The organism is Pseudochelatococcus lubricantis, assembly GCF_011762225.1.
GTDB lineage: Bacteria > Pseudomonadota > Alphaproteobacteria > Rhizobiales > Beijerinckiaceae > Pseudochelatococcus > Pseudochelatococcus lubricantis.
Map to the genome: position 1 here is coordinate 430,864 of NZ_JAASQI010000003.1, position 26,028 is coordinate 456,891.

Sequence of the window (26,028 nt, forward strand, 5' to 3'; positions counted from 1 at the left end):
CATCTCGACAGGACCTGGGGCGCGTAGTCGCGGCCGGATCCCGGCATGCCGGGCGCATGCGGGGATTTCGGCGGATGGCATATTCCGCGCCATCGCCCGGCGTTCTGGACAATCAGGAACGCGGATGCCCCTACCGGGACTTTCGCCAAGAAAATCAGGGCAATCGTCCCTGTTCACTGACAAAAGGTCCGCGCCCGATCCGGTCGGGTGCCCATGGGGAGGACTTTCATGATCCGCAAGAGTATCGTGTCGTTGTCGCTCGCGCTGGCGATGGCGGTGGGGACGGCGGCTGCTTCCGCCGAGGAACTCCTGATCGGCGCGCACATGCCGCTGACGGGGTCGCTCGCGCGCTCGGGCCAGACCTTTACCGAAGGCATGCAGATTGCCGTCCGGCAGTTCAACGAGAGGTCGGACAAGTACAAGTTCAAGGTCGAGGTGATCGACGACGAGAGCACGCCGGCGAAGGCGGTCTCGGCGGTTGAGAAGCTCGTGAACGACGGCGCGGTGGCTGTCATCGGCGGCTATGGCTCCAACATCATCGGCCCGGCGTCGGCCGCTTCCAACAACCTCGGCAAGGTGTACATCACCGCCGGCGCCGTGAGCGACGAGCTGACCGCCCGCGGACTGAAGACGTTCTTCCGGATCAACAACAACGCCGGCTACCAGCGCGGCGTCGAAAACCTGGTCGCCGAGTTGAAGCCTTCGGCCGTGTCCATCATCGCCTCCACGCGCGAGGCGCCTGCCTTGCTGGCGAAGGGGCTGGAGCAGTCGCTCGCGGAAAAGGGCGTCAAGGTCACCGTCCACAGCTTCGATCCCGCCATCACGGACTTCAAGCCGATCATCAACAAGGTGAAACTGCGCGACAAGGCGGACATGATCGTCATGTCCGCCTATGAGAACGACTATGTCGGCATCATCCGCGCTGCGAAGGTTCTGAAGCCCGACGTCAAGCTCATCGTCGGCGTGTGGTCACTCGCGACGCCGAAGATGTACAGCGAGTTCCCGGACCTCATGAACAATGTGGTCGGCACGTCGTTCGTGCCCTTCCCGGTCGAGGTCAACGACCCCGAGGGCAAGCGTTTCGCGGACCTTTACCGGGAAGTGTACAACAAGGACATCGAGTATCTCGCCACGCTCAGCTTCGTGGAAACCACGATCCTGCTGGAGGCCATCTCCCGCGCGGCGGAGGCAGGCACGCTCGACAAGGGCGGCCTCCCCGACGAGATGCGCAAGACCGACCGGCAGACGCTGCTCGGCCGTGTCAAGTTCGACGAGACGGGCGACAACCCCTTCTTCTCGCTGAGCATGGGCCAGCACCGCGACGGCAAGATCGTCCTCGTATCGCCGCAGGCCAACGCGAACGGCTCCATCGTCTACCCCGGCCTGCCCTGGTAAGAGCGGCCCGCGCATGAACGCCGGCACGCCGTGCGGCCACCGTCCGCGCGGCTGAGGCGGGCAGTTCCAGAAACAGCATGTCGGGCGCGGGGCCGGACCGGCGACGGTTCGACACCTCCGATCGTTCGCCCGATCTCAGGAGCCGAAATGATAGAACTCGTTCTTCAGGCGATATTTTCCGGAATCCTCGTCGGCAGCGTGTATGCGCTCGTGGCGCTGGGCCTCGCCATTGCGTTCGGAACCATGCGCATCATCAATCTGGCGCATGGCGAACTGGTGCTGCTCGCCGCATATACCGCCTATTTCGTCGAGACGAACACGGGGCTCAATCCATATGCCGCGATACCGCTGGCGCTTGTGCTGGTAGGCGGCCTGAGCGCGGTATTGTTCCTGATGATCAACCGGATCCGCGAACATCGGGAGCTGAACTCGCTGATTCTGACCTTCGCGGTCGGCATCATCATTACCAACGCCATCCTGCTCGCTTTCGCCAGCGATGTGCGCACGACGACCTCGCCCCTGCTGCAGGACGCCGTCTCCATCGGCCCGCTGTTCGCCATGAACGGCGAGGTCGTCGCCTTCGCCGTCAGCCTGCTGCTGATGGGGGGCCTGTGGTGGTGGCTGAAGGGAAGCTGGTACGGACAGGCGGTGCGCGCCGTTTCGTCGAACCGCGACGCCGCCCGGCTGATGGGCATCAACCCCGTGCGCACGGAATACGTCGCCTTCATCGCGGCAGGCGTTCTCGCCAGCGTCGCCGGCGTCGCGCTCTACACCATGAGCGTCGTGCAGCCGTCCATCGGCCATGCGTTCACGGTCAAGGCCTTCATCGTCACCGTGCTGGCGGGTGTGGGCTCCATTCCGGGCGTGTTCCTCGGCGCCATCCTGCTCGGCGTCACGGAGGCGCTGACCGTCACCCTCGCGAGTTCCGCGCTGCAGGAGCTTGCCGGCATGGCGCTGTTCCTGCTCGTCCTCTTTTTCCTGCCGACCGGTCTGTTCGGCGCGCGCGCCCGTCGGGGTTAGGAAACATCGATGTCATCACACGTTCCATCCGTTTCCCGGCCGTCTTCCTGGCCCTCGTCCATCGTGTTCGTCGGCATCGCTCTCGTCCTCGCCGCACTGCCGCTCGCGGCCGGTGCCGGCAACTACTTCCTGGGGCTGCTGATCTCCGCCCTCATCCTGGCGGGCATCTCGCTGGCGTGGGCGCTGCTCGGCAACCTCGGCGGCATGGTGTCCTTCGGGCATGCGGCATTCTTCGGCGTCGGCTCCTATGCCTCGGCGCTGCTGTCGGCGAAGCTCGGCCTGCCGGTGCTGCTGAGCGTACCGCTGGCTGGCGTGATCGCCGTCGGCGCGTCGCTACTGATGATACCGGCGCTGCGGCTTTCGGGGCCCTATTTTGCCCTCGCCATCCTCGCCTATTCGCAGATCTTCCGCATCCTCGCCACGGAGTTGTCCTGGCTGACGGGCGGCGCTGCCGGCTTTCAAGCCATTCCCCAGCTTCCGACGGTCCTTGGGCTCGATCTTGCCAGCCGCAGCGGCAGCTACGTCCTGCTGGTGGTGGTCGTGGCGCTGTGCGCGCTCGTCTATGCGCTCGTGCGCCGGAGCCTCGTCGGCACGGCCCTGCGGGCGATCGCCGACAGCGAGGACGCAACCCGCGTCGTCGGCGTGAACAGCATGCTGCTGAAAGCGTGGATGCTGGCGCTGTCCGCCTTCATCACCGGCGTGTTCGGCGCGCTAAACGCGCACATCATCGGCTTTCTGGAACCCGATTACGCCTTCTCCGGCGTGTGGAGCGTGCTGCCGATCATCGCGGCCATCTTCGGCGGCTACCGGACGACCTTCGGGCCGATCGGCGGCGCGGTGATCATTTACCTGTTCGATCAGGTGGTCGCGAAATCCATCATTGCCGTCGGGCACCAGATCCTGCTCGGTTTCCTGCTCGCCGCCATGATCCTGCTGGCGCCCAACGGGCTGCTGGGGCTGGCGGAACGTTTCCTGAAGGGGCGGCGCGATGCTGAAGCTTGAAGGCGTTACCGTTCGTTTCGGCGGTCTCACCGCCCTGCGCGACGTGTCGTTCTCCCTTGCGGAGGGGGAGATTCTCGGGCTGGTCGGACCTAACGGCGCCGGCAAGACGACACTGTTCAACACCATCTCCGGCCTCATTCAGCCGCAGGGACGCATCCTGCTGAAGGGTGTGGACGTCAACCGCCTGCCGTTGCACAAGCGCGCGCGGGCGGGCATCGGCCGCACGTTCCAGATTCCGCAGCCGATGCACCATCTGACCGTGCGGGAGAATCTCGTCGTCGCGCAGGCGTTCGGCGCGGGGCGTCACGATCCCGGCCGGATCGACGAAATCCTCTCGTTCATGGAACTGGCCCGGCAGGCCGAGCGCAACGCTGCGACGGAACTCGCGCTGCAGGAGCTGAAGCGGCTTGAGATCGCCAAGGCGCTGGCCATCGAGCCCAAGCTGCTGCTGCTCGACGAGGTGCTCGCCGGCCTCGAAAGCCAGGCCAAGCGCCAGTTCATGCTCAAGCTGAAAGAGCTTCATTCGCACTTCGGCCTCACCATCGTGATCGTGGAACACGATATCGAGACGATCATGAACCTCTGCACGCGCGCGGTCGTGCTGAATTTCGGCCAGCTCATCGCCAACGGCACGCCGGAGGAAGTGTTCCGCGACCCGGCGGTGATCGAAAGTTACACGGGAGCCGCCCATGCTTGAAATCAGACACCTGCGCTCCGGCTACGGCCGCGTCACGGTGCTGTGGGACGTCTCGCTGACGTTCCGTGAAGGCACGTTGACCACGATCGTCGGGCCGAACGGAGCGGGCAAGACCACGCTGCTCAAGACGCTCGCCGGGCTCATCCCCTACGAGGGCGACATCCGGCTGGGCGGAGAGCCGCTGCGTGGCAAGGCCTGGGACCTCGCCGAACGCGGCATCATCCTCGTGCCGGAGGGGCGCATGGTTTTCCGCGACATGTCCGTGGAGGAAAACCTCAGCCTCGGCGCCTATCCGCGCCGCTGCCGGGCGGCGTTCGCCAGCAATCTCGAACGGGTCTACTCGCTGTTTCCGCGCCTGAAGGAGCGCCACGGCCAGCTCGCCGGATCGCTTTCCGGCGGCGAGGCGCAGATGCTCGCCATCGGGCGGGGGTTGATGTCGATGCCACGCATCCTGCTGATCGACGAACCCTCCCTCGGCCTGGCGCCGGTGATCGTGAAGGAGGTGTTCGACATCATCCGCCGCCTGAAGGAGGAAGCGATCACCATCGTTCTCGTCGAGCAGAACACGCATATCGCGGTCGGCGTCGCCGACGACGTGCATCTGATGCGGTCGGGCCGCGTGCTGCTCAGCGAGCCGGCGGCGAACGTCGACCTCGACCGGCTGCACGATCTGTATCTGGCGCGGGAGGCTCAATCGGCATGACGGGGCCCTCTTCTCTTCCCCACGCCGCCGGCAGCCGGTTGCCCGCCGCGCTGCGCGGCCGCCTGTCGCTGCCCGTGATCGCCTCGCCCATGTTCATCGTGTCGAACCCGGACCTTGTGATCGCCCAGTGCCTCGCCGGCATCGTCGGCTCGTTCCCGGCCCTCAACGCGCGGCCGACCGAGACGCTCGACGGCTGGATCGTCCGGATCACGGAGGCGCTGGAGGCGGCGCGGGCGGCCGATCCCGCCCGCCCGGTTGCCCCCTTCGCCGTCAACCAGATCGTGCACGGCTCGAACAGCCGTCTGGAGCACGATCTTGAGGTCTGCGTGCGCCGCCGGGTGCCGATCATCATCACCTCGTTGCGCCCGCCCGGCGACCTCGTGCGGCAGGTTCACGCCTACGGCGGTCTGGTTTTTCACGACGTCACCACCGTCCGCCACGCCGAGAAGGCGCTTGAGGAAGGCGTCGACGGTCTCATCCTCGTCTGCGCGGGCGCGGGCGGTCATGCGGGCACGCTCAGCCCCTTCGCCCTCGTCGGCGAGGTGCGCCGCTTCTACGACGGGCCGCTCGCCCTGTCGGGGGCAATCACCTCCGGCGCGGCCATTCTGGCGGCGCAGGCCATGGGCGCCGATCTCGCCTACATGGGTACGCGCTTCATCGCCACCCGCGAGGCCAACGCGGCCGATGACTACAAGGCGATGATCACCCGGTCGAGTGCGCAGGACATCGTCTACACGCCGTTCTTCACCGGCGTTCCGGGCAATTATCTGCGGCCCAGCATCGTCGCGCAGGGTCTCGACCCCGATGACCTGCCCGCTTCCGACAAGAGCCGGATGGACTTCGGTCCCGGCCGCAGCGCCAAGGCGTGGCGTGACATCTGGGGCGCGGGACAGGGTGTCGGCACGATAGACGACGTCCCGCCCGCCGCCGATGTCGTGGCGCGGCTGCGGCGCGAGTACGCGGCGGCGCTCCGGCAGGTGCACGGCGCCGCGGCCTCCTATGTCGATGCCGCCGATCATCCGGCCGGCAACGGAGAATTTCAGGAGCCTTCATGACAGCTACCGTTCTCGCCAGCGCTCCCGCGAGCGGCGTCCGCCTGCTCACCATCTCCCGTCCGGAGCGCCGCAACGCGCTCGACCGCTCAACCTATGCCCTGCTCGGCGCGTCGCTGGCGGAGGCTGACCGTGATGCGTCGGTTGCCGCCATCGTCCTCACCGGAGCCGGCAATTGCTTCACCAGCGGCAACGACATCGCGGATTTCCGGACCGACGACACGCAGGACGCGGAAGCGCCGACGGAGCCGGCTGCCGCCGTTTCCAGTCCCGGCCTGTCGTTCCTGCGCGATCTCGTCGGCGTGTCGAAGCCGGTCATCGCGGCGGTAGAGGGTTTCGCTGTCGGAATCGGCACGACGTTGCTCCTGCATTGCGATCTCGCCTATGCGGGGCAAGGCGCGCGGTTCCGGCTGCCGTTCGTGCGCCTGGGCCTCTGCCCGGAAGGATCGTCCACCTATCTGCTGCCGTTGCTCGCCGGGCAGAAGCTGGCGTCGGAACTGCTGCTGATCGGGGACGAGTTCCCGGCCCGGGTCGCGGCGCAGGCGGGCATCGTCAACGCCGTCACCGAGGACGGGCAATCGCTGGAAACCGCCATCGAGAAAGCCGCACGCATCGCCGCACTCTCCCCGGAGGCTGTCCTGGCAACCAAGAAACTGTTGAGACGCGGATACGCAACCGCTATCTCTGAAACGCTCGAAGAGGAAGCGCGCCATTTCCATGCCTTGCGGCGGAGCGAAGCGGCACAGCAAGCTTTCAGGGCATTTCTGTCACGATGAGAACCTCTCTTTCCGCGACCAACATGACTGAACCCGACGACATCGACGCCCCGGAAACAAAGGGCGACAGGCATTTCGTCACCGCGCTGGCGCGCGGCCTCGACGTGATCGCGTGCTTTCGCCGCGGTGAGACGTTTCTGGGCAACAACGATATCGCCGAACGCTGCAAGCTGCCGCGCTCCACGGTCTCGCGGCTGACCTATACGCTGACGAAGCTCGGCTATCTGCATTACAAGGAGGATATCGGCAAGTACCGTCTGGGTACAGCGCTGATGGCCATCGGCTCGACGGCGCTCGGCGGCCTCGATGTGCGCCGCGTCGCCCGCGAATCGCTGACCGATCTCGCCAATTTCTCCAATGCCTCGGTCGGTCTGGGCGTGCGCGAGCGCCTGACGATGCGCTACGTGGAAAGCATGCGCGGCCCCGCCGCCATCTCGTTGAACATCGACGTCGGCTACCGGCATTCGATCGCCCGCAGCTCGATGGGGCGCGCCTATATCGCGGTGTGCTCCGAGCGCGAGCGGCGGCAGATATTCGAGGAACTGCAGGATTACGATCCTGAAACATGGCCGCGCAAGCGGGAAGGCATTGAACGGGCGCTGCAGGAGTACCAGGAACTCGGTTGCTGCTGCTCCTTCGGCGACTGGCTGAAGGAAGTCAGCGCCATCGCGGTCGGCTTTCGTCCGGGCGGCGGGTTGCCGCCGATGGCGATCAACTGCGGCGGCCCCACCATCCTGGTACCGCGCGAATTTCTGCTGAGCGAGGTGCGCCCGCGCCTGATCGAGGTTGCCCGCAACCTCGAAGGCGTAATGGGCGCCTGACGGCAGCCCGAAAGCAGCGGCCACAACATATATTCAAGGAAACGCCACGATGACGCATTCACCAGCCCTTCCGCTCAATGGCATCCGGGTGCTCGATATGTCGCGCGTGCTCGCCGGGCCCTGGTGCAGCATGATCCTCGGCGACCTTGGCGCGGACGTGACCAAGATCGAGCATCCCGTGCGCGGCGACGACACGCGCGACTGGGGCCTGCGGACGGGCGAGACGACGACGGCGTATTTCGACAGCGTGAACCGCAACAAGACGTCCATCAGCATCGATCTCGCCACGCCCGAAGGCCGCGACACGGTGCTGGCGCTCGCCGCGCAGGCCGACGTGGTCGTGCAGAACTTCAAGACAGGCGGCGCCGACAGGCTCGGACTGGGATACGAGGCGCTGCGCGCCGTCAACCCGCGCATCGTCTATTGCACCATCTCGGGCTATCCTTCGGACGGCCCCGAGGCGGAGCGCCCGGGCTACGATCTCGTCGTGCAGGGCGAAGCCGGACTGATGGCCATGAACGGGGAGCCGGATCAGGAACGCCTTAAGTTCGGCGTCGCCATCGTCGATATCACGACCGGCCAATACGCGGCGCAGGCGGTTCTAGCCGCCCTGTACGAGCGCGAGAAAACCGGCCGCGGGCGGCATATCTCGCTCAACCTCTTCGATTGCGGCACGTCGCTGACGTCCTACTACGGACTTGAGGCGCTGGCCATGCAGAAGGACCCGCCCCGCTACGGCAACGCCCATCCCTCCATCATGCCCTACGGCGTCTTTTCCGCCGCCGACGGCCCGATCGTCATCACCGTCGGCAACAACGCCCAGTTCCAGCGGTTCTGCGATCACGTCATCCACCGGCCGGACATCGCCGCCGATCCGCGTTTCGCCACCAATCTCGACCGCGCCCGAAACCGCGAGGAACTCGCCCCGCTGCTCAAGGCGGAAATCGCCAGCCACACCCGTGGGGAACTGACCGGGCGGCTGCGCGCGCAGGGCATCCCCTGCGGAGAGGTGCTCGGGCTTCTGGAGGCGTTGACGTCTCCCCGGGCCGAAAACGCCGGCGTTGTCGCCAGCCGGGACAATCCGGACGGCACGGTCTCCCGCGTGCTGGCGCCTCCCTTCCGCCTCGACGGCAAGCGGGTGCCCGTCAGACACATGCCGCCGCCGCTGTCGCGGGAAGATCACGGGATCTGAGAGAGCCGGGCGGATCAAGAGACGCGACGATCCGCCGGTTTTCGGCCTCAGCCTGCGATGAGGATCGCGCGCAGGTCGTTGACGTTCGTCAGTGTCGGCCCTGTCACGACGAGGTCGCCGACCGCCTCGAAAAGGCTGTAGCTGTCGTGCCGTGCCAGAACGGCGGCGGGGTCGAGCCCGGCGGCGAGCGCGCGCTGCCATGAATCGGGCGCAACGATCGCACCGGCGGCATCCTCCGTGCCATCGATGCCGTCGGTGTCGCCGGCAAGCGCCCAGATGCCGGGATCGCCCTTCAGGGCAATCAGCATACCCAGCAGAAACGCGGTGTTGCGGCCGCCCCGGCCCGCAGGCCCGTTGCCGATACTCACCGTCGTTTCCCCGCCCGAGAGCAGCACGGCGGGTGGCGCCGCCGGCTCGCCGTGGCGTCGCACGGACCGGGCGATGCCGGCCATGGCGGTCCCCAGTTCACGCGCTTCGCCCTCCAGCGCGTCGCCCAGAATGACCGGCGTCAGGCCCTCCGCGCGCGCTGCCTCCGCCGCCGCGCGCAACGCCAGAACGGGCGTTGCGATGAGCCGGTAATCCAGCCGCCCGCCCTCCCGTGGCGTGCCGCCGCCGCTTCCGGCGAGCAAAGGCACCAGATGCGCCGGCAGATCGCCCGCCACACGCGCCACGAACGCGCCGATATCCGGCTCTTCTGCACCCACAGGCACTGTTGGCCCCGAGGCGATGGTGAGCGGATCGTCGCCGGGCACGTCGGAAATGGCGAGCGTCACCAACCGCGCCGGCGCAGCTGCCGCGGCAAGCTTGCCGCCCTTGATGGCGGAAAGGCGGCGGCGCACGGCATTCATCAGGCCGATATCGGCGCCGGAAGCCAGCAGCAGGCGGTTGACCGCGCGCTTGTCGGCGAGCGTCACGCCCTCCACCGGCAACGCCAGCAGGGACGAGCCGCCCCCCGAAATCAGCGCGAGGACGAGATCGTCCGGACCCAGACCCTGCACAGCCGCAAGAATACGCCGCGCGGCACGTTCGCTATTCTCGTCCGGCACCGGATGCGCGGCCTCGACAACCTCGACCTGCCGCGTCGCCGCGGCGTGGCCGTAGCGCGTCACCACGACGCCGCTCAACGGCACATCGGGCCATGCCTCCTCGACGGCCTGCGCCATCAGGGCAGACGCCTTGCCCGCGCCGACCACCACGCAACGGCCCTTCGGACGCTCCGGCAGATGCGCGGCCAGAACACGCCGCGGATCGGCGCTGGAGACACCGGCATCGAAAAGCCTGCGAAGGACGCGGCGCGCCCGTGTGTCGGTCCATTCCATGAAAACTCCCCCTCTCTTGCCTGCATTTGCCGGCAGTATTCTCCGGTTCTCGATGTCCCATTCGCCGGTATATGTGGCATCCATAATCAAAATCGATGCCGTCGGCCGACGTATTCTGCCCGCCCGCCAGAGAAACGGCTGGCCGCCAAGGTCCGCCGTTCACCCTCCACCTGCCTGCGCCAGGTCGGGATGCTGGCTACAGAATGGCCATTTCTTTCCCCGGCCAGGTGGCAGATACATCGAATCGCTCTTTGCGCACTGTATCGAACGGTGTAAGCGTTTGACAGAACAGCCGCAATGAGAACCGGCGCGACTATCGGCGGCAACCAGCAGATGGCGGACAGTTCCCGACGGAGATAATCACGGCAAGATTTCCATAAGGTTTTGATATGCTTTCGGACTTTTGAGCCTTCTCGGCAATTGGTGGGTTCGGGCGTCCTTAGCGGGAGACTGGGGGCTATCTCTGACTATAGAGTGCTGCTTTCGTGCGCATCGCGCCCGCAACCGCGAAGTTCATCTTGAAGCGAAGCGCGTCGGTTGCCGACGCACTTTGCTCACAAATATTAATCCTTCACTGCGGTGCCTCGCCATCAGGTTCCAGGAACTAGCCGGAATCTTCGCCGCTGAGAACATACCGAACGGGAAGTCGCCGGCCCTCTTCGCGGGCATGACGCCATCTGGCTTGGCTCTCCCCGGACACGCCTATACGAACGCCCCACAATCGCCAGTCTCGACGCTCAATCTCACCCACCTGATTCCGCTTTCAGCGGTTTGGGCGGGACCGGAACAGGGTGAGCATTTCAGCGCGCTCCCGCTATTTTCGGCGAGATCGAAGGCTCGACCCGGTTCCGCTTTAGCCGCCACGTCGGCAACGTGGGCCAGACTCTCGTCGTCGGCCCGACGGTGGGGGCAAGTTGGTGCTGCTCGCCCTCATGGCACCGCAGAGCCGCCGCGCAGGTCTTAGCTTTCGATTTCGGCGGCAGTAATATCTCACCTACTATCATCGAAAACTGCCCGACGCGGCTCCCGCTGTCGAAGGAGTAGGCCATCAAACTGCAGCCCACCGCCGAATATTGACGGTTTTGCCAAATCCATACAGGCCAAACCGTGCTCTAAACTCACTGCGAACTATGATTCATACCTCCTTTTTTTAAATTACAAAGACGGTGAACTAACTGTGCATTTTCAGGAATTGTACGTCCGCCTCTCCAATACGCTAAATCATGATCAAGAGCCGCGTCGTCAATCATCGATATCTTTTGATTACAAATTCTGCATGTTTGATCTGCATCAAACATTTCTTTCTTTAGTTGGCGGGAAAACAGCCGTTTATCTGTGGGAGTGACCTTTTCGGACATGATTTCAGCGAGACGTTTATTCCAAGTATCAAAAGTATAAAATAAACGAGTTGTTTCACCAGTAGCTCGCCGAACTCTATCAACCCACAGTTCATCACTGCTTATCATGTCAAGATATTCTTCATATATTGCGTCTGAATTCTTCGTAATTGATGCCAAATCATACTTAGCAAAAGAAGTTGCGATGACTTGAAAAATTGCAGCATTTGGTCGAGTTGACCACTCACCCGAACTTTTTGAATTTAGTTTCGCAACATCGCTTTTAAGCCTGTATGATGCATCCCCGAATACAGTTAAACATGCTTTCATACATTTTGAAAAAATTTTTCTATACTCTTCTATCTTTTCTATGTTTGCATTCCGATATACATCTAAAAATTCATTTAAAAATTTCTTTAAGCCTTTTTCGCATTTATAGTGCGTTCTTTCATAAAAAGCAAGAAAACGCAAAACAAGCGCGCGATCTTGCATCCTGTCTTTACTTCCTTTCTGATTTAAACTTTTCTTCATATCTGAATTATCTGACAGTTCCTTTAGCAGATTGTTTAGAGGCCCCCTATATAAGCAATTGCGTATTTCCATATCGTTTAATTTCACACTGCCAGTATTAATCCTTTCGAATACAATAAAATGCATATCGCCGGATGTGCTTGCCATCTCAAACGATCTAAGAAGCGAGTCTTCTAATTTATTTTGATATTCATATCCTATATCTCTAAAATACTTTCCTGATATATTTGGTATTAACTCCATTTCTTGTAGTTTAAATTCGTTATCGAGAAACTTAAAAACTGTAGTTAGGCGCTGCAAACCATCAATAACCTCATATTTACCATCTTCTCTCTTTGCAAGGTAAATTACTGGAACTGGAATATCTATCAAGAAAGATTCTATGAGTTTTGATGCTCTGTTCTTGTCCCACACGTAATTTCTTTGCCACTCTGGGTCGACTATTATGCGTCCATTCTTATGCCATCTATGAAGTTCGGACAGGCTTCTGTCCGCTTTTTCAAGTATAAATTTTCTATCTCCTGAAATAACCAAACTTCCTTCATCTGAACCGTCGAATTCTTCTTTATCATTATCTATTTCATCAAGATAATTTTCAGATTCAGTTAATGTCTTTTTCGTCATTTCTGAAGTTCCATCCTGCATTTTCGCTTGCCCATTCAAATTCTATAGAAAGTACTCTATAGATTTTACTTTTATCAAAAATAGAGGCTGTCTCTCTCGTTTTATTAAACTTGCCGACTCCAGAGTGAGGAAAATGTATCAGTTCTTATAAGCCTCTGACACAATTTTCCACACAGCTGACCTCATGCGTGCCGGCAAGGTGGTGTGGAGCGGCCTCGCCGCTGGCCGCCCACTGCTCGGCTCCATTTCCAACCTGTTAGGCGACTGCAACTTTTAGAGAATTCCATCCAGATCGCTTATACTGAGGCGCCGGCCCGCGAGAGCGGCCAGCCTGCCGCCGATCCCGTCAGGCTCATCGTGCCGATGCCGGAACGGTTCATCGCCATGGACCGCGGCTTCGCCAAGGCGCGGCGGGGCGCATCATATCCCGCAGTGTGTCGTGCTCCGCCGTTGCCCGAACGCTGACCCGCCTTACAATGCGCTTTCCTTACCCGTCAGCGCCTGATGCAAACGCCGAACCTCCCGGTTAAGGGCGATCATCTCTTCCGCCGCCATCCCGGCGTGGGCGAAAAGTGCTTCGCCAAGGCAGCGGCTTTCGGTCCGGAGATCGCGGCCGCGCGCTGTCAGCGCCACCAGAACCCCACGTTCATCATCCTGCCGCCGCGTCCTCGTGACCAGCCCGGCCGCCTCCAGCCGCTTGACCAGCGGTGTGATCGTGCTTGGCTCCAGATCCAGCCGGGTCGCGATCGCGCCGATACTGCGGCCGTCTTCCTCCCACAACACGTTCAGCACCAGATACTGCGGATAGGTGATCCCCAGCTGATCCAGCAGCGGCTTGTAGAGGCGGTTGATCGCCATGGAAGTCGCATAGAGCGAGAAGCACAGCTGATCTTCAAGGGTCGGATTATAGCTCATGGCTGTGCTTATCACGGAATTTGTTATCGCGACAACAAAAAGCTGGACATGCCGCACCGATGCCTATACAAAGAAAATTATCGCAGCAATGTTTATCCTGATAAATAAGGAAATGACCATGTCAGTCCAGGTTCTCTACAGCACCAAGGCCACAGCAGCCGGGGGCCGCGACGGCCAGGCCCGTAGTGAGGATGGCCGTCTTGAAGTCGGACTCTCCACCCCTCAGGAACTGGGTGGCGCCGGTGGCGCGGGCACCAATCCCGAACAGCTCTTCGCAGCCGGTTACGCCGCCTGCTTTCTCGGCGCGCTCAAACTCGTGGCACAACGGCAGAAAGTGAAGATCCCTGCCGAGACCGCAATCACAGCGACGGTGGGCATCGGGCCGCGCTCCGAGGGCGGTTTCGGCATCACAGCCGATCTTGAGATCAGCCTGCCAGGCATTGCGCGCGAGGAGGCGCAGAGGCTGGTCGAGGCGGCGCATCAGACCTGCCCTTATTCGAATGCCACCCGCAACAATGTCGCTGTCGGCCTGACCGTCCTGTGAAGCCGATCTCGCAGGCGCAGTCTGAGAGAACCTGAGCTGCGATGGTCAGTAACGGGCCATCGCAGGCGCCGGATACAGCCGGGGCCGCCTAGCAGGCCACAGTCAGCCATTCATTGATAACAGTAAAGGAAGCAAAGATGTTCGGGATCTCTCCCCTGGGCTGGGTGCATACGCTTGGAAGCCTGCCAGCCATCCCGCTCGCAATCTGGATGCTGGCCCGCCATGGGCGGATCGTGCCCCGATCCACGGCAGGTGCGGCCTATTTCATTTCTATGCTGATCGGCGGACTTACCGTTTTCCTGGTTGCGAAGCAGCCGGCGAGTAACGTCGCTGCGGCTGTAACCCTGGTGTTGCTCGTTGCCGGTTTCACCGTTGGTCGCCTGTCGGGACTGGGGCGTGCGGCCCGCTATCTGGAGACCATCCTCCTGACCGTGACCGTCTTTCTGCTGCTGGTGCCATCGGTGTCCGAAACGCTGAGGCGCGTGCCGGAGGGGAACCCGATCGCGGCTGCTCCCGGCTCGCCGATCCTGTTGGGGGCGCTCGGCACACTGTTCGCGATGCTGATCGTCGCGCTGGTTGCGCAGGTCATATATCTGCGCAGGACAGACCGGCGAGCCAACACCCTTACGGGCTGACTTGTGAAGCGGTCTTCGGTTCAGATAGTCCGGGTTGCCGCCAGCGCCCGGACGCGAGGGCTGCTCGACCCGGAGCGGATCGCGGGACCGACTGTGCTGCGGGACTACGCCCAGGCCATGCATCTCGAATCGAAGCCATGACCGCAAGTTGTACACATCAGCCCCTGACCGGCGGACGCTGATAGCTACGAAACGAGAGAAATCCGCGTTCCCGGTTTTATACCGAAATGGCGGATGGGGTGGGATTCGAACCCACGGACGGCTTGCACCGTCGCCGGTTTTCAAGACCGGTGCCTTAAACCGCTCGGCCACCCATCCGCTGATTCATCAAACCCGGGAATGGGGTGCTTTTTTCCGGTTAGGTTTGATGCATAAACAAAGAGATAGAACAAAATGGCGATTCAGATGCAATGCATTTTGCTCCAGCGTCGCGACGGTAGTGGAGTGCTCTTCAGGAATCAAGAGAGGGAAGCCAGACGGCATCGCAGGAAGCAGGCTTTTCACCAGCCTGATCCGGCGCTGTCCGCGCAGCACCTGACTGAAGCAGCATCTGGCTGAAAAGACGTACCGCGCTGGCGGAATTATGCCTTGCGGCGGAGCCGGACGATGACGTCGACGCGCGCGACTTCCATGCCTTCCGGAAGGTCGGGCAGATCCGCGACCGAAAGCCCGGAGTCCGGAATGTCCACGAGGTCGTCATCCCCTTCGATGAAGAAATGATGATGGTCCGAGACGTTGGTGTCGAAATATGTCTTCGAGCCGTCGACCGCCAGCTCGCGCAGCAGACCCGCCTCGGTGAACTGATGCAGTGTGTTGTAGACCGTCGCGAGCGACACCGGCACGCGCGCCCGCGTCGCCTCCTCATAGAGCATTTCCGCCGTCACGTGGCGGTCGCCCTTCGCGAACAGAAGCCAGCCGAGCGAGATGCGCTGGCGGGTGGGGCGAAGACCGACGCGACGCAGCTCCTCGCGAAGCTGATGGACCGGGCACCCTTTGTGCATGCCCTGCGGCACGTTCGCGGCAACGAGCACCTCCGGCACCGGCGCTTCCTTCTCCGCCTGCCTCACCGTGATCGCCCTCACCTGTACATTGGCCATTCTCGTCAACTTCCGCTCGTCATCCAACAGAAACATACTTTATCATAAGAATGGTTTGCAATCAGTGCAAGCCGTTGCGCGACAAGGCGACCCGTTTCCCGCCTGCATTGGCCGCATGGCTTCGCCGCGGTTCCAGACCGGAATCCGCCATCATTATCCCGGCAACGGCGCGCCAACGCAAATCACGCTTTCGCCATAACGCTCCGGAAACCGCGCCACGTGCTTGATCGACCGTCCGGCTCGACATAAATATTGCGCGATGTCGTGGCACCTTACGGGAAGCATCATGGCGGCGAACCGGTCTGAACCCCTGTTGCTCGTGGTAGACGTGCAGAACGACTTTACGGCCGGCGGCAGCCTCGCTGTCAGCGACGGCGAAGCCGTAATCCCCGTCATCAACCGCGTTGCCCGGCATTTTGCCCACGTCGTCCTGACGCAGGACTGGCATCCGGTGGGGCACATCTCCTTCGCCTCGTCCCATCCCGGCAGGATGCCCTTCGACCGAATCGACATGCCCTACGGGCCGCAGACCCTGTGGCCCGACCATTGCGTGCAGGGCACACCAGGCGCTGCCTTCCATCCGGACCTCGACATTCCCCACGCGCAGCTCATCATCCGCAAGGGCTACCAGCCGGATGTCGACAGCTATTCGACGTTCTTCGCCGCAGACCGCACCACACCCACCGGGCTTGCCGGCTACCTGCACGAGCGCGGAATCAAGAAACTGATGCTGGCCGGCCTCGCCACGGATTTCTGCGTTGCCTGGAGCGCCATCGACGCCCGCAGGCTCGGTTTCGAGGTCGACGTGCTGGAGGAAGGCTGCCGCGGCATCGACATCGGCGGCTCGCTCGAAAAGGCCTGGCGGGACATGGCCGCAGCAGGCGTCGCGCGGCTGCCACCCGGCTCCACCGTTCCCGCCGCATGAGAGAATGCCGACGGATGACGACAAAGCGCGATCACACGGAAATATCCTGCAGTGGATGCGACATAATTTACATCTTGCCGCATGAAACGGAGAGCGGTTAACTGAATCGTCACTTCGTGCCGAAATACTGTACGCATTCGGCTTCGCCAGCCTTCGCCGCATCTACCCGCCCGCGCACACTGGATTGGTCCTGAAACATGTCCCGACGCCTCATTCTGCTTCGTCACACCAAATCGGACTGGCCGGATGGCATCGCCGATCACGAGCGCCCGTTGGGGCGGCGCGGCCTTGCCGATGCCCCGCGTATCGGCAGCTATATCGAAACGCACGGGCTGATTCCCGATTTCGCGGTCGTCTCGACGGCGCGGCGTACACGCGAGACGTGGGATCTGGTGGAGCAGGAGTTCAGCCGCTCCGTGCCGACCCGTTTCGACCGCCGCATCTACGAGGCCAAGCCCGGGGCGCTGCTCTATGTCGCACGCGAGACCGAGCCGTCCGTCGGCACGCTGCTGCTCGTCGGCCATAATCCGGGCTTCGAGGACCTCGCGCGCTTCCTGATCGGCAGCGGCAGCGAGGAGGCACGCGAGCGGCTTGCGCAGAAATACCCGACGGGTGGGCTTGCGGTGATCGATTTCGACATCGGCGACTGGCGCGACATCGAGACACGTTCGGGCTCCCTCAACCGCTTCGTCACCCCGCGCAGCCTTGCGGATGAAGAAGACTGAGCTTATGTCTGCGGCCGACACCTGTTTCGCTTTGCGGGCGGGCTGACAGAGAGGCAACAGACAGACAAACCGCCGGGCGCATGGCCGTGACAGTCACTTCGTCGTTCGACAGCGCGCTCGACATGCTGCGCAATCTAGGTGCGTTCGCGGCCAACGCCGTTGCGCCGCGCGTGCGTCTGGGCGTAACGGGGCTGTCGCGGTCCGGCAAGACCGTGTTCACCACCGCGCTGGTGCATCATCTCATCGGGGTGACGCCGATGCCGGTGTTTCGCGCCTCGGCCGAAGGCCGCATCCGGCGCGCAATCCTCGACGACCAGCCGGACGACGCCGTGCCGCGTTTCCCCTACGAGGAACATCTCGCCACGCTCGGCGAGCCGCTGCGCCGCTGGCCGGAATCGACGACCCGCATCGCCGAGCTGCGCGTCGCCATCGACTACGAGCGCCGCGCCGGCTGGCGCACCGGGCCGGCCAGCCTCGCCGTGGATATCGTGGACTATCCAGGTGAGTGGCTCGTCGACCTCGCGCTCATCGACAAGAGCTTCGCGGAATGGTCGCGGGAAACGCTGGCCATGAGCCGGGCGGAGGACCGTGCCATGATTGCCGCGCCCTGGCACGTGGCGCTGGCAGCGGTCGACCCGCAAAAGCCCGCCAGCGAGACCGAGATCGCGCGGCTTGCCGATCTGTTCAAGGCCTATCTCTCGGCCCTGCGCGAGGGCCCGGAGCGCGTCGCCACCACGCCGCCGGGGCGGTTTCTCATGCCCGGCGATCTCGCGGGCTCACCCGCCCTCACCTTCTCCCCGCTCGATCTCGCACCGGGCGCCGCGCCGGCGCCGCGTAGCGTGCATGCGCAGATGGAACGGCGCTACGACGCCTACCGCACACATGTTGTGCGGCCGTTCTTCCGGGATCACTTCGCGCAGCTAGACCGGCAGATCGTGCTCGTCGACGTGCTTTCGGCGCTGGATTCGGGGCCGCGCGCCGTCGCCGAGCTGGAGGAGGCGCTCGATCAGGTGCTCATCGCCTTCCGCGCGGGCAGCAATACGTTGCTGAGCAGCCTGGTCGCGCCACGCATTGACAAGGTGCTGTTCGCCGCCACCAAGGCAGACCACCTGCACCGCAGCGACCATACGCGGCTGGAGGCGATCCTGCGGCTTCTCGTCGACCGCGCCTTGCGCCGCACCCGAGGCGCCGGCGCGCGCGTCGAGACCCTTGCGCTGGCCTCGGTGCGTGCCACGCGGGAGGCAAGCGTGCGCTCGGGCCGCGACACTCTCCCCGCCATCGTCGGCACGCCGGAAGCGGGTGAGCGAATCGGGGACGAGCTTTTCGACGGTCAGACGGAGGCCGCAATTTTCCCGGGCGAACTGCCGGAGGATCCGCAGGCCGTGTTCAGCGGCGCCATCACGCCCGGCGCACTGCGCTTTCCGCGTTTTCGGCCGCCGCTCCGCATTCCCGATGCCGCCGGCCGGTTGCCGCCACTACCCCACATCCGCCTCGATCGCGCGCTGGAATTCCTGATCGGCGATCGGCTTTCGTAAATTCCTGCCCGGCTATGTTGCGATGACCAAAGCACCCCGCGCCTTCCGCCTCGACGCTCACACCGGCCAGGAAACACCCGCGCCGGACGCCGGCGAAATCCGTGAAACGCTGCTGTCGCAGGGCGACGTGCTGATGGAGGAACCCGAGAAGCCCGAGGGGGCGGAACCGGTTGCGCCGCCGCCGGCGCGCGGATGGCGCACGCCCTGGCTCGGCCTGCTGCTGTCGGCGCTGGGTGGGCTCGCGACCCTGTGGATCGTGCTCGGAATCGAGCAGATGGTGTCACGGCTTATCGTCTCCGCGCCGGCGCTGGGATGGTTCGCGCTGGCGCTGGCGCTCGTCGCGTTGATCGCCTTCGCCGCTGTCGTCATCCGGGAGGCGTGGGGCGTGTTCCGCGAGAGGCGAATCGAATCGCTACGCCGCAAGGCCGTGACAGCCCGTGAAACCGATGACGAGGCCGCCGCCGCCGCCGTGGTGCGGGATCTCGTTTCGCTCTACGATTCGCGCCCCGAGACAGCCCGCGCCCGCGCCAACCTCGCCGCGCCCGGCGCTGACGCGATCATCGATGCAGCAGACCGCCTGACCATCGCGGAACAGGAACTGCTCGCGCCGCTGGACCGCGCCGCTCGGCGCATCGTCGCCAATCAGGCCAAACAGGTGTCGATGGTGACCGCCGTCAGCCCGCGCGCCATCGTTGACGTCGCCTTCGTCCTCTACGCCTCCGCGAAGATGGTGCGCCAGATCGCGGCGCTTTACGGCGGGCGACCTGGCCTGTTCGGCTTTGTGCGCCTGTCCGGCAACGTGCTGTCGCATCTTGCGGTGACGGGGGGAATCGCGGTCGGCGACGATGTCATTCAGCAGGTGGTGGGGCTCGGCCTCGCCGCACGCCTTTCCGCGAAGCTGGGCGAGGGCGTGCTGAACGGCCTGCTCACGGCCCGTGTGGGCCTTGCCGCCATCGAGGTTTGCCGCCCGCTGCCCTTCATGTCCGTGGAACCGCCCCGCTTCGGCGACGTCGCATCCGGACTTTTCGACCGCAACAGGCCAAAAGAGGAACAGGCCGACTGAAGCGTTTTCAAGCAAAGTGGATACCGGTTTGCGTGAAGAAAGCGCGTAATATCAAAAACTTATAGCATTTCGGCGTTTCAATGAAATGTCGAAATTCTATAGACACTTTCAGCATCAAGCCACTGCTCTATCCAATTGTTGACGCATCGGAGTTATGCAGAAGCGGCACCCAACTTCCGGCTTGATGCGACCAGAGCGCCTGGCGAAAACTCACGAAAATCGATTGGCCGATGATTTTGGCCTGCAGCAGGGGCCGATTCCCTGTTTTCTGCCCTGACCATTCGCCGGCACCTTCCCGGGGATTGAAGCCTCATGCGGCCGGAAGGAACTCCGGCCGCATGAGCGGTAAGCCCGGTCAGTTGCAGCGCTGATAGCGACGGCCGCGATACCAGTATTCCTCGCAACGCGGCGCCGTCGCGGCACCGATGATCGCACCGCCGGCCGCGCCGATCGCGCCGCCAGCCAGCGCGCCGCCTGCCCTGCCGGTGGCAAGGCCGCCAACGAGCGCGCCCGTGCCGCCGCCGATCAGCGCACCGCCAACCGCGCGATCCGTGGGGTTGGTCGTGTTGCAGGCCGCAAGCCCGAGCGCCATCATAGAAACGATCAGAATCTTTTTCATGCTGCATCCTCCAAAAACAATTCTCAGCCCCTCACCATGCCATCGCCCGGGGCGTCCGGCGCCTGTCATACATCATGTGAACGACAGGCGCGAGACCAAGGGGCAAGGCACCCCGGGGCATCATCAGGCCGGGCACGGCCGTCCTGCAGGACGCGCGACACCCGGTGCGCCACCGGCAAGCGTCACGCGCCGGGCGCGGGCCTCGCCGCGGGACCGGAAGTCGGCGCGGAAGGCGTGCCAGCGCGGTAACGCTTCGACAACAGGTTGACGTCCTGCCCGATGCTGTCGAGCAGATCGATCAACCAGACGTTGTCCTTGCCGACCGTGTCGGAGATGCTCTGGCGGATGATCTCGATCTTGGCCGCAACCTCGAATTCGTTGCGCGCGGCAAGGCCACCGACGGCACGTTCAATGGACTTCAGTTCGCGCAGCAGCTCGTCCCGGAGAGAACGCTGGTCGTCCGCATTGATGAGCGGGGAATCGAGCATGCCGCGCAGAGCCGCCCAGCGCAACCCGAAGGAAGACACCGAGTTCTGCTGTTCAGGCTCGGAATGCGAGGTAAGAGAAGTCATTCTGATGCTCCGGTTTTCAATACAGCCCATAGGAAAAGGCGTATTCAGGTCGAATTATGTTCGGATAAGGTCAGACATTGGCATCATCGCGGCAATCGCACCACTTCCGAGTGAATGAACGGGAAATGACCTGAACAAACTTTTAATGAAAGACCCTTGCACGACGATTTTCCACGCGCCGGCGACATGCGCCCATCTCATAACTGCCGTTTCACCGCAGCGTGCACCGCTGGCGCGACGGGCTGAAAAGCCTGTTCATATCGCCGCTCCATGTTTCCCGTTTATATTCCAAAGCTATCAAAAACTGTTTTCTGGATTATCGCTCCAGATTGGGGACGTTTTGCTAAGGCACCACCGCGATTCAGTCATCCAAGCAGGCATAAGCTAGTTTATAGGCTGTATCCACTTTTCGAAACCATGCTTCGGAATTACCGCGCCGTGAAAACCGCTGAAAGGCACACATCGGCTGCAGGCGCGCAGCTCGTTCAGCATTCACGGCAGATGATTCGCATGCCGGATGCAACCGGAGGAAGCATACCGTCACACAAACGCACGGGATCGACAGAAGTTCCCGTGCATCGAAAAAATGGAAACACGATTCGTCTTGTCGTCACGCGGCAATAACCGGACGCGCGCGTGAGACTGTATAGCGGCGATGGCGCGCCGCAGCCTGGATTGAGAAAAAAGCCGCGCGGATGGGTGCACCCGCGCGGCATTACACTGCAGTCATCCGCATTCGCGGCGCATCGACCACCCCGATTTCCGACATCAGTCGGCGGCAGCGGCCTTGCGGCGCGACCTCTTCGCGGGCGCTGCTGCAGTCGGCGCGGGCTGGACTGCATCACGCTTGCGCTGCTGCCCGAGCCCCATTTCCTTTGCAAGCTGGGAGCGGGCAAGAGCATAGTTGGGCGCAACCATAGGATAGTCAGGCGCAAGGCCCCACTTTTCCCTGTATTGCTCGGGCGTCAAGTCGTATTGCGTCCGCAGATGGCGCTTGAGCGACTTGAATTTCTTCCCGTCTTCCAGGCAAACAATATAGTCCGGCGTGATGGATTTCTTGATGGCAACCGCCGGCTTCGGCGGTTCTGCTGCTACCTCGCTGGCGCTCACCGACACGCGCCGCAGCGCCGAGTGCACTTCGTTGATGAGAGCCGGCAATTCCACCGCCGCGACAGAGTTGTTTGCGACATAGGCAGAAACAATGTCGGCAGCGAGCTCGACATAGTTCACCTTATCTGCTTGCTGTGCGTCGTCAGTCACTTCTGAGCCTCAATAAAAAGAGAATAAATCACCCCGTTTCCAAGACTTCTTAGTTCATAAGTTTTAATCGTGCAACACCAAAATATACCCATTTGAGGCAATTCGCGGAGGTTTTCGAACATTTTCCGCCTCCGCCGGTCTCTCCGCACGATTTTGCAACGCAGCGAAACGGCTCTACGGTGGCATTTACTTTCATACCCGACAAAATTGTCACCTGATCCCCTTCATATCAGCCTGCCACATCGCTGTCGGCGCTGTCGATCGGGACTATCATTGTCCGACTGTTTCATGAACTCGCGTTAATGTATGAACGAACCATGGCGACATCAACCGTTATGGCTTAATTTTACTCTGTATTTTATGCTATTGCATCCGTCCCCATGAAACGGACGATGTCCCCCATACACGAATCTGTGAATAACTATGCCTTTACGGCACACATCTTGTATAGCAAGACGCTAAACTGAAGCTCAAGCGTAACCAAAACAGGCCTGGTTCTGTGCCAAGCCCCTGCCCAAACCGCTGATGACGGGGAACTTTTGTCATGGCGGCGCGGTTTCGATTGGAATACGCTGCGCGGGTCGCGTTTGCGCCCGGACGGGGCGGATATCTTAATCGCAGATGCTTCCGACATGGAGTTATGGTCATGACACAAGCCGTTGCTGATAATAAAGACGCCCGTCGCTTCGAACTGCCTGTCGACGGCCATGTCGCCTTCATCGATTACCGGATTGAAACTGCCGGAGACGACGCCGACAACCCGGTATACGTGCTCGAACACACCGAGGTGCCGGAAGAGCTGGGCGGCCGGGGCGTGGGCAGCCAGCTCGCCGCCGGCGCGCTCGATATCATCCGCCAGTCGGGCGGGCGTGTGCGCTCTGAATGCTCGTTCATCTCGCGCTATCTCAGCCGCCACAGCGACTACAGCGATATCGTCGCCCCCTGAACGGGCCGGCATGAGATTGCGGAGGCGGCGTTTTTCACTCCCCGGCGCCGCCGGCCGGCAGATTTGAATCATTCCGGCGATCTGTACAGAAGCGCTGCAATTGGGTATGCAACACGCATTGTGTGGCAGGCGGGGACCATGGCTCCCGCCCATTTGTCAGTGGCGCCGCCGGCGGCCGGCGGAATTGCGGGAGAGGACCGATGACAACCGGTACGGCTTTGCCTTCATCGCAACTCGTGACGATCTTCGGAGGGTCCGGCTTCCTTGGCCGCCATGTGGTGCGGGCGCTGGCGCGCCGCGGATACCGTATCCGTGTCGCGGTACGCCGGCCGGACCTCGTCGGCCACCTCCAGCCACTCGGCGTGGTGGGGCAGATCACCGCAGTCCAGGCCAACGTCCGCTTCCGCGATTCCGTTACCCGGGCGGCGGCCGGCTCTGATGTGGTCATCAACCTCGTGGGCATCCTGCAGGAGACCGGGCGCCAGAATTTTTCGCCCGTCCAGCACCAGGGAGCGCAGGCCATCGCGGAGGCAGCCGTGGCCCAGGGCGCGCGGCTGATCCATGTCTCGGCCATCGGTGCTGACAAGGCATCGCCGTCTCTCTATGCGCGCACCAAGGCGCTGGGCGAGGAGGCGGTGCTCACCGCCGTGCCTGACGCCGTGATCTTCCGCCCATCCATCGTTTTCGGCCAGGAGGACGGCTTCTTCAACCGTTTCGCGGCGCTGGCGCGGGCTTTCCCGGTGTTGCCGCTCGTCGGCGCGGAAACGAAGTTCCAGCCGGTTTTCGTGGGTGACGTGGCCGAGGCCATCGCCCGGGCAGTCGACGGCACGGTGCGTGGCGGCGTCTACGAACTCGGCGGCCCCGAAGTGCGGACGCTCCGTCAGCTTGTGGACGAGGTGCAGGCGATCACCGGCCGCAACCGGCCCGTGATCGCGCTGCCTTTCGGCATTGCCCGCCTTCAGGCTGCGGTGATCGAAACTCTGGACAAGCTCACCTTCGGGCTGCTGCCGGATCTCATCGTCATCACGCGCGATCAGGTGAAGCTGCTGGCGCTCGACAATGTCGTCTCCGGGGCGGCGAAGGCGGAAGGGCGCACGCTTGAGGGAATCGGCATCATCCCGACCGCCCATCAGGCGATCCTGCCCGGTTATCTGTGGCGTTTCCGCAAGTCAGGCCAGTTCGACGAGGTGCGGGTCTGATCAGCCCCGTGCCGCCGTGCCGCGGGCAACGGCCTTGTGGATCCGTACCATCAGCGCTGCACCGAAGAGGGGCGTGACAAGGTTCACCACCGGCACCATGACCACGAGCGCCGTCACCAGCCCGCCGAGCAGCACCGTCCCGCTGTGCCGGCGGCGCAATTCCTTCGCCTCCGCCACGGGCAGATAGCGCGTGGCGGCGAGTTCAAAATACTCCCGGCCGAACAGATAGGCGTTCGCCCCCACAAAGGCGAACAGGTTGACGACGGGCACCAGCAGCAGCATCAGCGCGAGCAAGTTGACGCCAGCGGAAATCGCGGCGAAGCGCAGACCCGCGAGCAACGCCTGCCCCACCGGCATTGCCTTTCCCGGCGTGCCGTAAGGGTCGCAGCGCCTCTCGACGATCTCCGCCACATCGTCGAGGAAGTAGCTCGCGACGATGGCCGAGACGGGCGGGATGAGGAACACGAGACCGACAAACACTCCCACCCCTGCGAGCACAACCGCAAGCGTGCCGACAAGCGGGTAGTTCGCCAGCCAGACCCATTGCTCCGAAAGCCACCGGATAAGCTGCGCGAGCCCTGTGCCTATCGCCAGCAGGAGCAGCAGCGTCAGCCCGAGCGAACGCCACAGCACCCTGCGCAGCGGCGGCGAAAACACATCGCGCGCCGCCTCCACTGCCGCCTTCAGCACAAGGCCAATTTCGGGCGGCTCCCGCCGCTGTTCAGGAATAACGTCGTTCGCCATTCGTCCAGAATCATTTGACCGACAGGGTTGCACTCAACGGACGATAACGGCGCAGGGCCAATCCTCGCAACGAGTCACACCCGTCAAGAGCCGGTATAAGCAGATTTTGCCCGTCCGATCAATGGACGCCTCGGGTTACTTCTTCGCAGGCCGTGCAGGCCGTCACGCCGGGCTCGACAAAATTGTCGCGCACTGTTTATTTATGACGCATAATGCCGTATGAAACGACACGGCGGGAAGCGCGGCTTGTCGTGTGACAATCCGAGGAAAATCTTCCCCTCCGGCATGGCGAGTTCTTGCATTTATGGGGCAACGGTGGATTTAAGCTATATGCATATAAAAATTACAGACAAGTTGAATATTTGCAATTGGCGACACACTGTTTCGCTTTATCGTTTAGTTAATTTTAATTTACCAAACAAATTCAGATATATTTCTACGGTAAATAAAAATTATTTGCAAAATAACATATTAAATTACTTATAAAATTTATAATTAATGCTAGTAATAATTTACTATAATTATCTTTGATGAGCAATGTCTGAAATGAACACTTTAATCGGCAAGCACCCTCCCCCCAATCCTGGAAAAGCGGCCTTGACTGACACTATTCGCGCCATTCTCTCAGCGGAAACATCCCCCGAAGCCGCCCTCCAATCGCTGGTCGGAGCGGACGTTCCTGCTGAAACGATAATCGAGGCGCTGCTTGAAGCGTCCGTGGCCTTGTCCCGGCATCATGGCCTGTGGTCCTCACTCCGGTCCGACGGGATATCCGGCGAA

General features: G+C 62.3%; 25 protein-coding genes, 1 tRNA gene and 2 pseudogenes. 19 read left to right on the plus strand and 9 right to left on the minus strand.

Annotation, left to right across the window (positions count from 1 at the left end):
• Positions 1-228 precede the first annotated feature (228 nt).
• The 9 genes from FHS82_RS08800 (at position 229) to FHS82_RS08840 (ending at position 8,658) form a co-directional block, all read left to right on the plus strand.
• Positions 229-1,395 carry an ABC transporter substrate-binding protein gene (locus FHS82_RS08800; RefSeq protein ID WP_166951079.1) on the plus strand — a complete coding sequence of 389 codons (1,167 nt, stop codon included), beginning with the start codon at positions 229-231 and terminating at the stop codon, positions 1,393-1,395.
• A gap of 147 nt (positions 1,396-1,542) precedes the next feature.
• On the plus strand, positions 1,543-2,415 hold the full coding sequence (locus tag FHS82_RS08805) for a branched-chain amino acid ABC transporter permease (protein WP_166951082.1): 873 nt from the start codon (positions 1,543-1,545) through the stop codon (positions 2,413-2,415).
• A gap of 9 nt (positions 2,416-2,424) precedes the next feature.
• Positions 2,425-3,417 (plus strand): branched-chain amino acid ABC transporter permease, encoded by a 993-nt coding sequence (locus FHS82_RS08810; RefSeq protein WP_166951085.1) that lies wholly within the window; start codon positions 2,425-2,427, stop codon positions 3,415-3,417.
• Positions 3,404-4,114: an ABC transporter ATP-binding protein gene (locus tag FHS82_RS08815; RefSeq protein WP_166951087.1), complete on the plus strand. Its 711-nt coding sequence runs from the start codon at positions 3,404-3,406 to the stop codon at positions 4,112-4,114. Before FHS82_RS08810 ends, FHS82_RS08815 begins: the two co-directional genes overlap by 14 nt.
• Entirely contained in the window at positions 4,107-4,817 is a 711-nt protein-coding gene (locus FHS82_RS08820; protein WP_166951089.1) for an ABC transporter ATP-binding protein, read from the plus strand. The genes FHS82_RS08815 and FHS82_RS08820 overlap by 8 nt, the downstream gene beginning before the upstream one ends.
• Positions 4,814-5,872 (plus strand): NAD(P)H-dependent flavin oxidoreductase, encoded by a 1,059-nt coding sequence (locus FHS82_RS08825; protein ID WP_166951091.1) that lies wholly within the window; start codon positions 4,814-4,816, stop codon positions 5,870-5,872. Before FHS82_RS08820 ends, FHS82_RS08825 begins: the two co-directional genes overlap by 4 nt.
• On the plus strand, positions 5,869-6,645 hold the full coding sequence (locus FHS82_RS08830; RefSeq protein WP_166951093.1) for an enoyl-CoA hydratase/isomerase family protein: 777 nt from the start codon (positions 5,869-5,871) through the stop codon (positions 6,643-6,645). The genes FHS82_RS08825 and FHS82_RS08830 overlap by 4 nt, the downstream gene beginning before the upstream one ends.
• Before the next feature lie 23 nt (positions 6,646-6,668).
• Positions 6,669-7,466: an IclR family transcriptional regulator gene (locus tag FHS82_RS08835; protein WP_166951094.1), complete on the plus strand. Its 798-nt coding sequence runs from the start codon at positions 6,669-6,671 to the stop codon at positions 7,464-7,466.
• A gap of 49 nt (positions 7,467-7,515) precedes the next feature.
• The gene (locus tag FHS82_RS08840) at positions 7,516-8,658 is read left to right on the plus strand and encodes a CaiB/BaiF CoA transferase family protein (RefSeq protein ID WP_166951096.1); all 1,143 of its coding nucleotides are present in this window, start codon (positions 7,516-7,518) and stop codon (positions 8,656-8,658) included.
• A 47-nt stretch (positions 8,659-8,705) separates the two neighbouring features.
• Here the strand turns inward: FHS82_RS08840 and FHS82_RS08845 are convergent, their stop codons facing one another.
• The gene (locus FHS82_RS08845) at positions 8,706-9,977 is read right to left on the minus strand and encodes a glycerate kinase type-2 family protein (protein ID WP_166951097.1); all 1,272 of its coding nucleotides are present in this window, start codon (positions 9,975-9,977) and stop codon (positions 8,706-8,708) included.
• 685 nt (positions 9,978-10,662) lie between these two features.
• Between FHS82_RS08845 and FHS82_RS21120 the strand changes: the two are divergent.
• A pseudogene (locus tag FHS82_RS21120) lies at positions 10,663-10,961 on the plus strand (conjugal transfer protein TrbE); the annotation flags it as partial.
• A gap of 134 nt (positions 10,962-11,095) precedes the next feature.
• On the opposite strand, the gene FHS82_RS08850 reads toward FHS82_RS21120, so the two are convergent.
• On the minus strand, positions 11,096-12,469 hold the full coding sequence (locus FHS82_RS08850; RefSeq protein ID WP_166951099.1) for a DUF262 domain-containing protein: 1,374 nt from the start codon (positions 12,467-12,469) through the stop codon (positions 11,096-11,098).
• 294 nt (positions 12,470-12,763) lie between these two features.
• Here FHS82_RS08850 and FHS82_RS08855 point away from each other — a divergent pair.
• A pseudogene (locus FHS82_RS08855) lies at positions 12,764-12,934 on the plus strand (DUF2274 domain-containing protein); the annotation flags it as partial.
• Between the two features lie 6 nt (positions 12,935-12,940).
• Here FHS82_RS08855 and FHS82_RS08860 read toward each other — a convergent pair.
• Positions 12,941-13,384: a MarR family winged helix-turn-helix transcriptional regulator gene (locus FHS82_RS08860; protein WP_166951101.1), complete on the minus strand. Its 444-nt coding sequence runs from the start codon at positions 13,382-13,384 to the stop codon at positions 12,941-12,943.
• A 118-nt stretch (positions 13,385-13,502) separates the two neighbouring features.
• Between FHS82_RS08860 and FHS82_RS08865 the strand changes: the two genes are divergently transcribed.
• Together FHS82_RS08865 and FHS82_RS08870 are read left to right on the plus strand one after the other, a co-directional pair.
• Positions 13,503-13,928 carry an organic hydroperoxide resistance protein gene (locus FHS82_RS08865; protein WP_166951472.1) on the plus strand — a complete coding sequence of 142 codons (426 nt, stop codon included), beginning with the start codon at positions 13,503-13,505 and terminating at the stop codon, positions 13,926-13,928.
• A 137-nt stretch (positions 13,929-14,065) separates the two neighbouring features.
• Complete coding sequence (locus tag FHS82_RS08870; RefSeq protein WP_166951104.1) at positions 14,066-14,563, plus strand: hypothetical protein; 498 nt, start codon at positions 14,066-14,068, stop codon at positions 14,561-14,563.
• 228 nt (positions 14,564-14,791) lie between these two features.
• Here the strand turns inward: FHS82_RS08870 and FHS82_RS08875 are convergent.
• Positions 14,792-14,881: transfer RNA gene (locus FHS82_RS08875), tRNA-Ser, on the minus strand.
• Positions 14,882-15,144: 263 nt separating this feature from the next.
• On the minus strand, positions 15,145-15,564 hold the full coding sequence (gene irrA, locus FHS82_RS08880) for an iron response transcriptional regulator IrrA (RefSeq protein ID WP_166951475.1): 420 nt from the start codon (positions 15,562-15,564) through the stop codon (positions 15,145-15,147).
• Between the two features lie 355 nt (positions 15,565-15,919).
• Between irrA and pncA the strand changes: the two genes are divergently transcribed.
• The 4 genes from pncA to FHS82_RS08900 all read left to right on the plus strand — a co-directional run bounded on the left by pncA (position 15,920) and on the right by FHS82_RS08900 (position 19,908).
• Positions 15,920-16,585 carry a bifunctional nicotinamidase/pyrazinamidase gene (gene pncA, locus FHS82_RS08885; protein ID WP_166951106.1) on the plus strand — a complete coding sequence of 222 codons (666 nt, stop codon included), beginning with the start codon at positions 15,920-15,922 and terminating at the stop codon, positions 16,583-16,585.
• Between the two features lie 197 nt (positions 16,586-16,782).
• Complete coding sequence (locus FHS82_RS08890) at positions 16,783-17,310, plus strand: SixA phosphatase family protein (RefSeq protein ID WP_166951108.1); 528 nt, start codon at positions 16,783-16,785, stop codon at positions 17,308-17,310.
• Between the two features lie 80 nt (positions 17,311-17,390).
• A complete protein-coding gene (locus FHS82_RS08895; RefSeq protein ID WP_166951111.1) occupies positions 17,391-18,845 on the plus strand; it encodes a YcjX family GTP-binding protein in 1,455 nt (484 codons plus the stop codon).
• 22 nt (positions 18,846-18,867) lie between these two features.
• Positions 18,868-19,908, plus strand: a complete 1,041-nt coding sequence (locus FHS82_RS08900) for a YcjF family protein (RefSeq protein WP_166951113.1) — start codon at positions 18,868-18,870, stop codon at positions 19,906-19,908.
• A gap of 355 nt (positions 19,909-20,263) precedes the next feature.
• Here the strand turns inward: FHS82_RS08900 and FHS82_RS08905 are convergent, their stop codons facing one another.
• The 3 genes from FHS82_RS08905 to FHS82_RS08915 all read right to left on the minus strand — a co-directional run bounded on the left by FHS82_RS08905 (position 20,264) and on the right by FHS82_RS08915 (position 22,359).
• Positions 20,264-20,527, minus strand: a complete 264-nt coding sequence (locus FHS82_RS08905) for a YMGG-like glycine zipper-containing protein (protein WP_166951115.1) — start codon at positions 20,525-20,527, stop codon at positions 20,264-20,266.
• A gap of 182 nt (positions 20,528-20,709) precedes the next feature.
• Positions 20,710-21,099 carry a hypothetical protein gene (locus tag FHS82_RS08910; RefSeq protein WP_166951117.1) on the minus strand — a complete coding sequence of 130 codons (390 nt, stop codon included), beginning with the start codon at positions 21,097-21,099 and terminating at the stop codon, positions 20,710-20,712.
• A 768-nt stretch (positions 21,100-21,867) separates the two neighbouring features.
• On the minus strand, positions 21,868-22,359 hold the full coding sequence (locus tag FHS82_RS08915; protein WP_166951119.1) for a MucR family transcriptional regulator: 492 nt from the start codon (positions 22,357-22,359) through the stop codon (positions 21,868-21,870).
• Between the two features lie 646 nt (positions 22,360-23,005).
• Here FHS82_RS08915 and FHS82_RS08920 point away from each other — a divergent pair.
• The gene (locus tag FHS82_RS08920; protein WP_166951121.1) at positions 23,006-23,305 is read left to right on the plus strand and encodes a GNAT family N-acetyltransferase; all 300 of its coding nucleotides are present in this window, start codon (positions 23,006-23,008) and stop codon (positions 23,303-23,305) included.
• A gap of 200 nt (positions 23,306-23,505) precedes the next feature.
• The gene (locus tag FHS82_RS08925) at positions 23,506-24,504 is read left to right on the plus strand and encodes a complex I NDUFA9 subunit family protein (protein ID WP_166951123.1); all 999 of its coding nucleotides are present in this window, start codon (positions 23,506-23,508) and stop codon (positions 24,502-24,504) included.
• Here FHS82_RS08925 and FHS82_RS08930 read toward each other — a convergent pair whose 3' ends face one another.
• Positions 24,505-25,248, minus strand: coding sequence for a sulfate transporter family protein (locus FHS82_RS08930; protein WP_166951125.1), 744 nt, complete (start codon positions 25,246-25,248; stop codon positions 24,505-24,507).
• Positions 25,249-26,028 lie beyond the last annotated feature (780 nt).

What these genes read in the sequence shown, in the direction of transcription:
- FHS82_RS08800 (WP_166951079.1), top strand. Translation starts at nt 229, where the DNA reads ATGATCCGCAAGAGTATCGTGTCGTTGTCGCTCGCGCTGGCGATGGCG.
- FHS82_RS08805 (WP_166951082.1), top strand. Translation starts at nt 1,543, where the DNA reads ATGATAGAACTCGTTCTTCAGGCGATATTTTCCGGAATCCTCGTCGGC.
- FHS82_RS08810 (WP_166951085.1), top strand. Translation starts at nt 2,425, where the DNA reads ATGTCATCACACGTTCCATCCGTTTCCCGGCCGTCTTCCTGGCCCTCG.
- FHS82_RS08815 (WP_166951087.1), top strand. Translation starts at nt 3,404, where the DNA reads ATGCTGAAGCTTGAAGGCGTTACCGTTCGTTTCGGCGGTCTCACCGCC.
- FHS82_RS08820 (WP_166951089.1), top strand. Translation starts at nt 4,107, where the DNA reads ATGCTTGAAATCAGACACCTGCGCTCCGGCTACGGCCGCGTCACGGTG.
- FHS82_RS08825 (WP_166951091.1), top strand. Translation starts at nt 4,814, where the DNA reads ATGACGGGGCCCTCTTCTCTTCCCCACGCCGCCGGCAGCCGGTTGCCC.
- FHS82_RS08830 (WP_166951093.1), top strand. Translation starts at nt 5,869, where the DNA reads ATGACAGCTACCGTTCTCGCCAGCGCTCCCGCGAGCGGCGTCCGCCTG.
- FHS82_RS08835 (WP_166951094.1), top strand. Translation starts at nt 6,669, where the DNA reads ATGACTGAACCCGACGACATCGACGCCCCGGAAACAAAGGGCGACAGG.
- FHS82_RS08840 (WP_166951096.1), top strand. Translation starts at nt 7,516, where the DNA reads ATGACGCATTCACCAGCCCTTCCGCTCAATGGCATCCGGGTGCTCGAT.
- FHS82_RS08845 (WP_166951097.1), bottom strand. Translation starts at nt 9,977, where the DNA reads ATGGAATGGACCGACACACGGGCGCGCCGCGTCCTTCGCAGGCTTTTC.
- FHS82_RS08850 (WP_166951099.1), bottom strand. Translation starts at nt 12,469, where the DNA reads ATGACGAAAAAGACATTAACTGAATCTGAAAATTATCTTGATGAAATA.
- FHS82_RS08860 (WP_166951101.1), bottom strand. Translation starts at nt 13,384, where the DNA reads ATGAGCTATAATCCGACCCTTGAAGATCAGCTGTGCTTCTCGCTCTAT.
- FHS82_RS08865 (WP_166951472.1), top strand. Translation starts at nt 13,503, where the DNA reads ATGTCAGTCCAGGTTCTCTACAGCACCAAGGCCACAGCAGCCGGGGGC.
- FHS82_RS08870 (WP_166951104.1), top strand. Translation starts at nt 14,066, where the DNA reads ATGTTCGGGATCTCTCCCCTGGGCTGGGTGCATACGCTTGGAAGCCTG.
- irrA (WP_166951475.1), bottom strand. Translation starts at nt 15,564, where the DNA reads ATGCACAAAGGGTGCCCGGTCCATCAGCTTCGCGAGGAGCTGCGTCGC.
- pncA (WP_166951106.1), top strand. Translation starts at nt 15,920, where the DNA reads ATGTCGTGGCACCTTACGGGAAGCATCATGGCGGCGAACCGGTCTGAA.
- FHS82_RS08890 (WP_166951108.1), top strand. Translation starts at nt 16,783, where the DNA reads ATGTCCCGACGCCTCATTCTGCTTCGTCACACCAAATCGGACTGGCCG.
- FHS82_RS08895 (WP_166951111.1), top strand. Translation starts at nt 17,391, where the DNA reads ATGGCCGTGACAGTCACTTCGTCGTTCGACAGCGCGCTCGACATGCTG.
- FHS82_RS08900 (WP_166951113.1), top strand. Translation starts at nt 18,868, where the DNA reads ATGACCAAAGCACCCCGCGCCTTCCGCCTCGACGCTCACACCGGCCAG.
- FHS82_RS08905 (WP_166951115.1), bottom strand. Translation starts at nt 20,527, where the DNA reads ATGAAAAAGATTCTGATCGTTTCTATGATGGCGCTCGGGCTTGCGGCC.
- FHS82_RS08910 (WP_166951117.1), bottom strand. Translation starts at nt 21,099, where the DNA reads ATGACTTCTCTTACCTCGCATTCCGAGCCTGAACAGCAGAACTCGGTG.
- FHS82_RS08920 (WP_166951121.1), top strand. Translation starts at nt 23,006, where the DNA reads ATGACACAAGCCGTTGCTGATAATAAAGACGCCCGTCGCTTCGAACTG.
- FHS82_RS08925 (WP_166951123.1), top strand. Translation starts at nt 23,506, where the DNA reads ATGACAACCGGTACGGCTTTGCCTTCATCGCAACTCGTGACGATCTTC.
- FHS82_RS08930 (WP_166951125.1), bottom strand. Translation starts at nt 25,248, where the DNA reads ATGGCGAACGACGTTATTCCTGAACAGCGGCGGGAGCCGCCCGAAATT.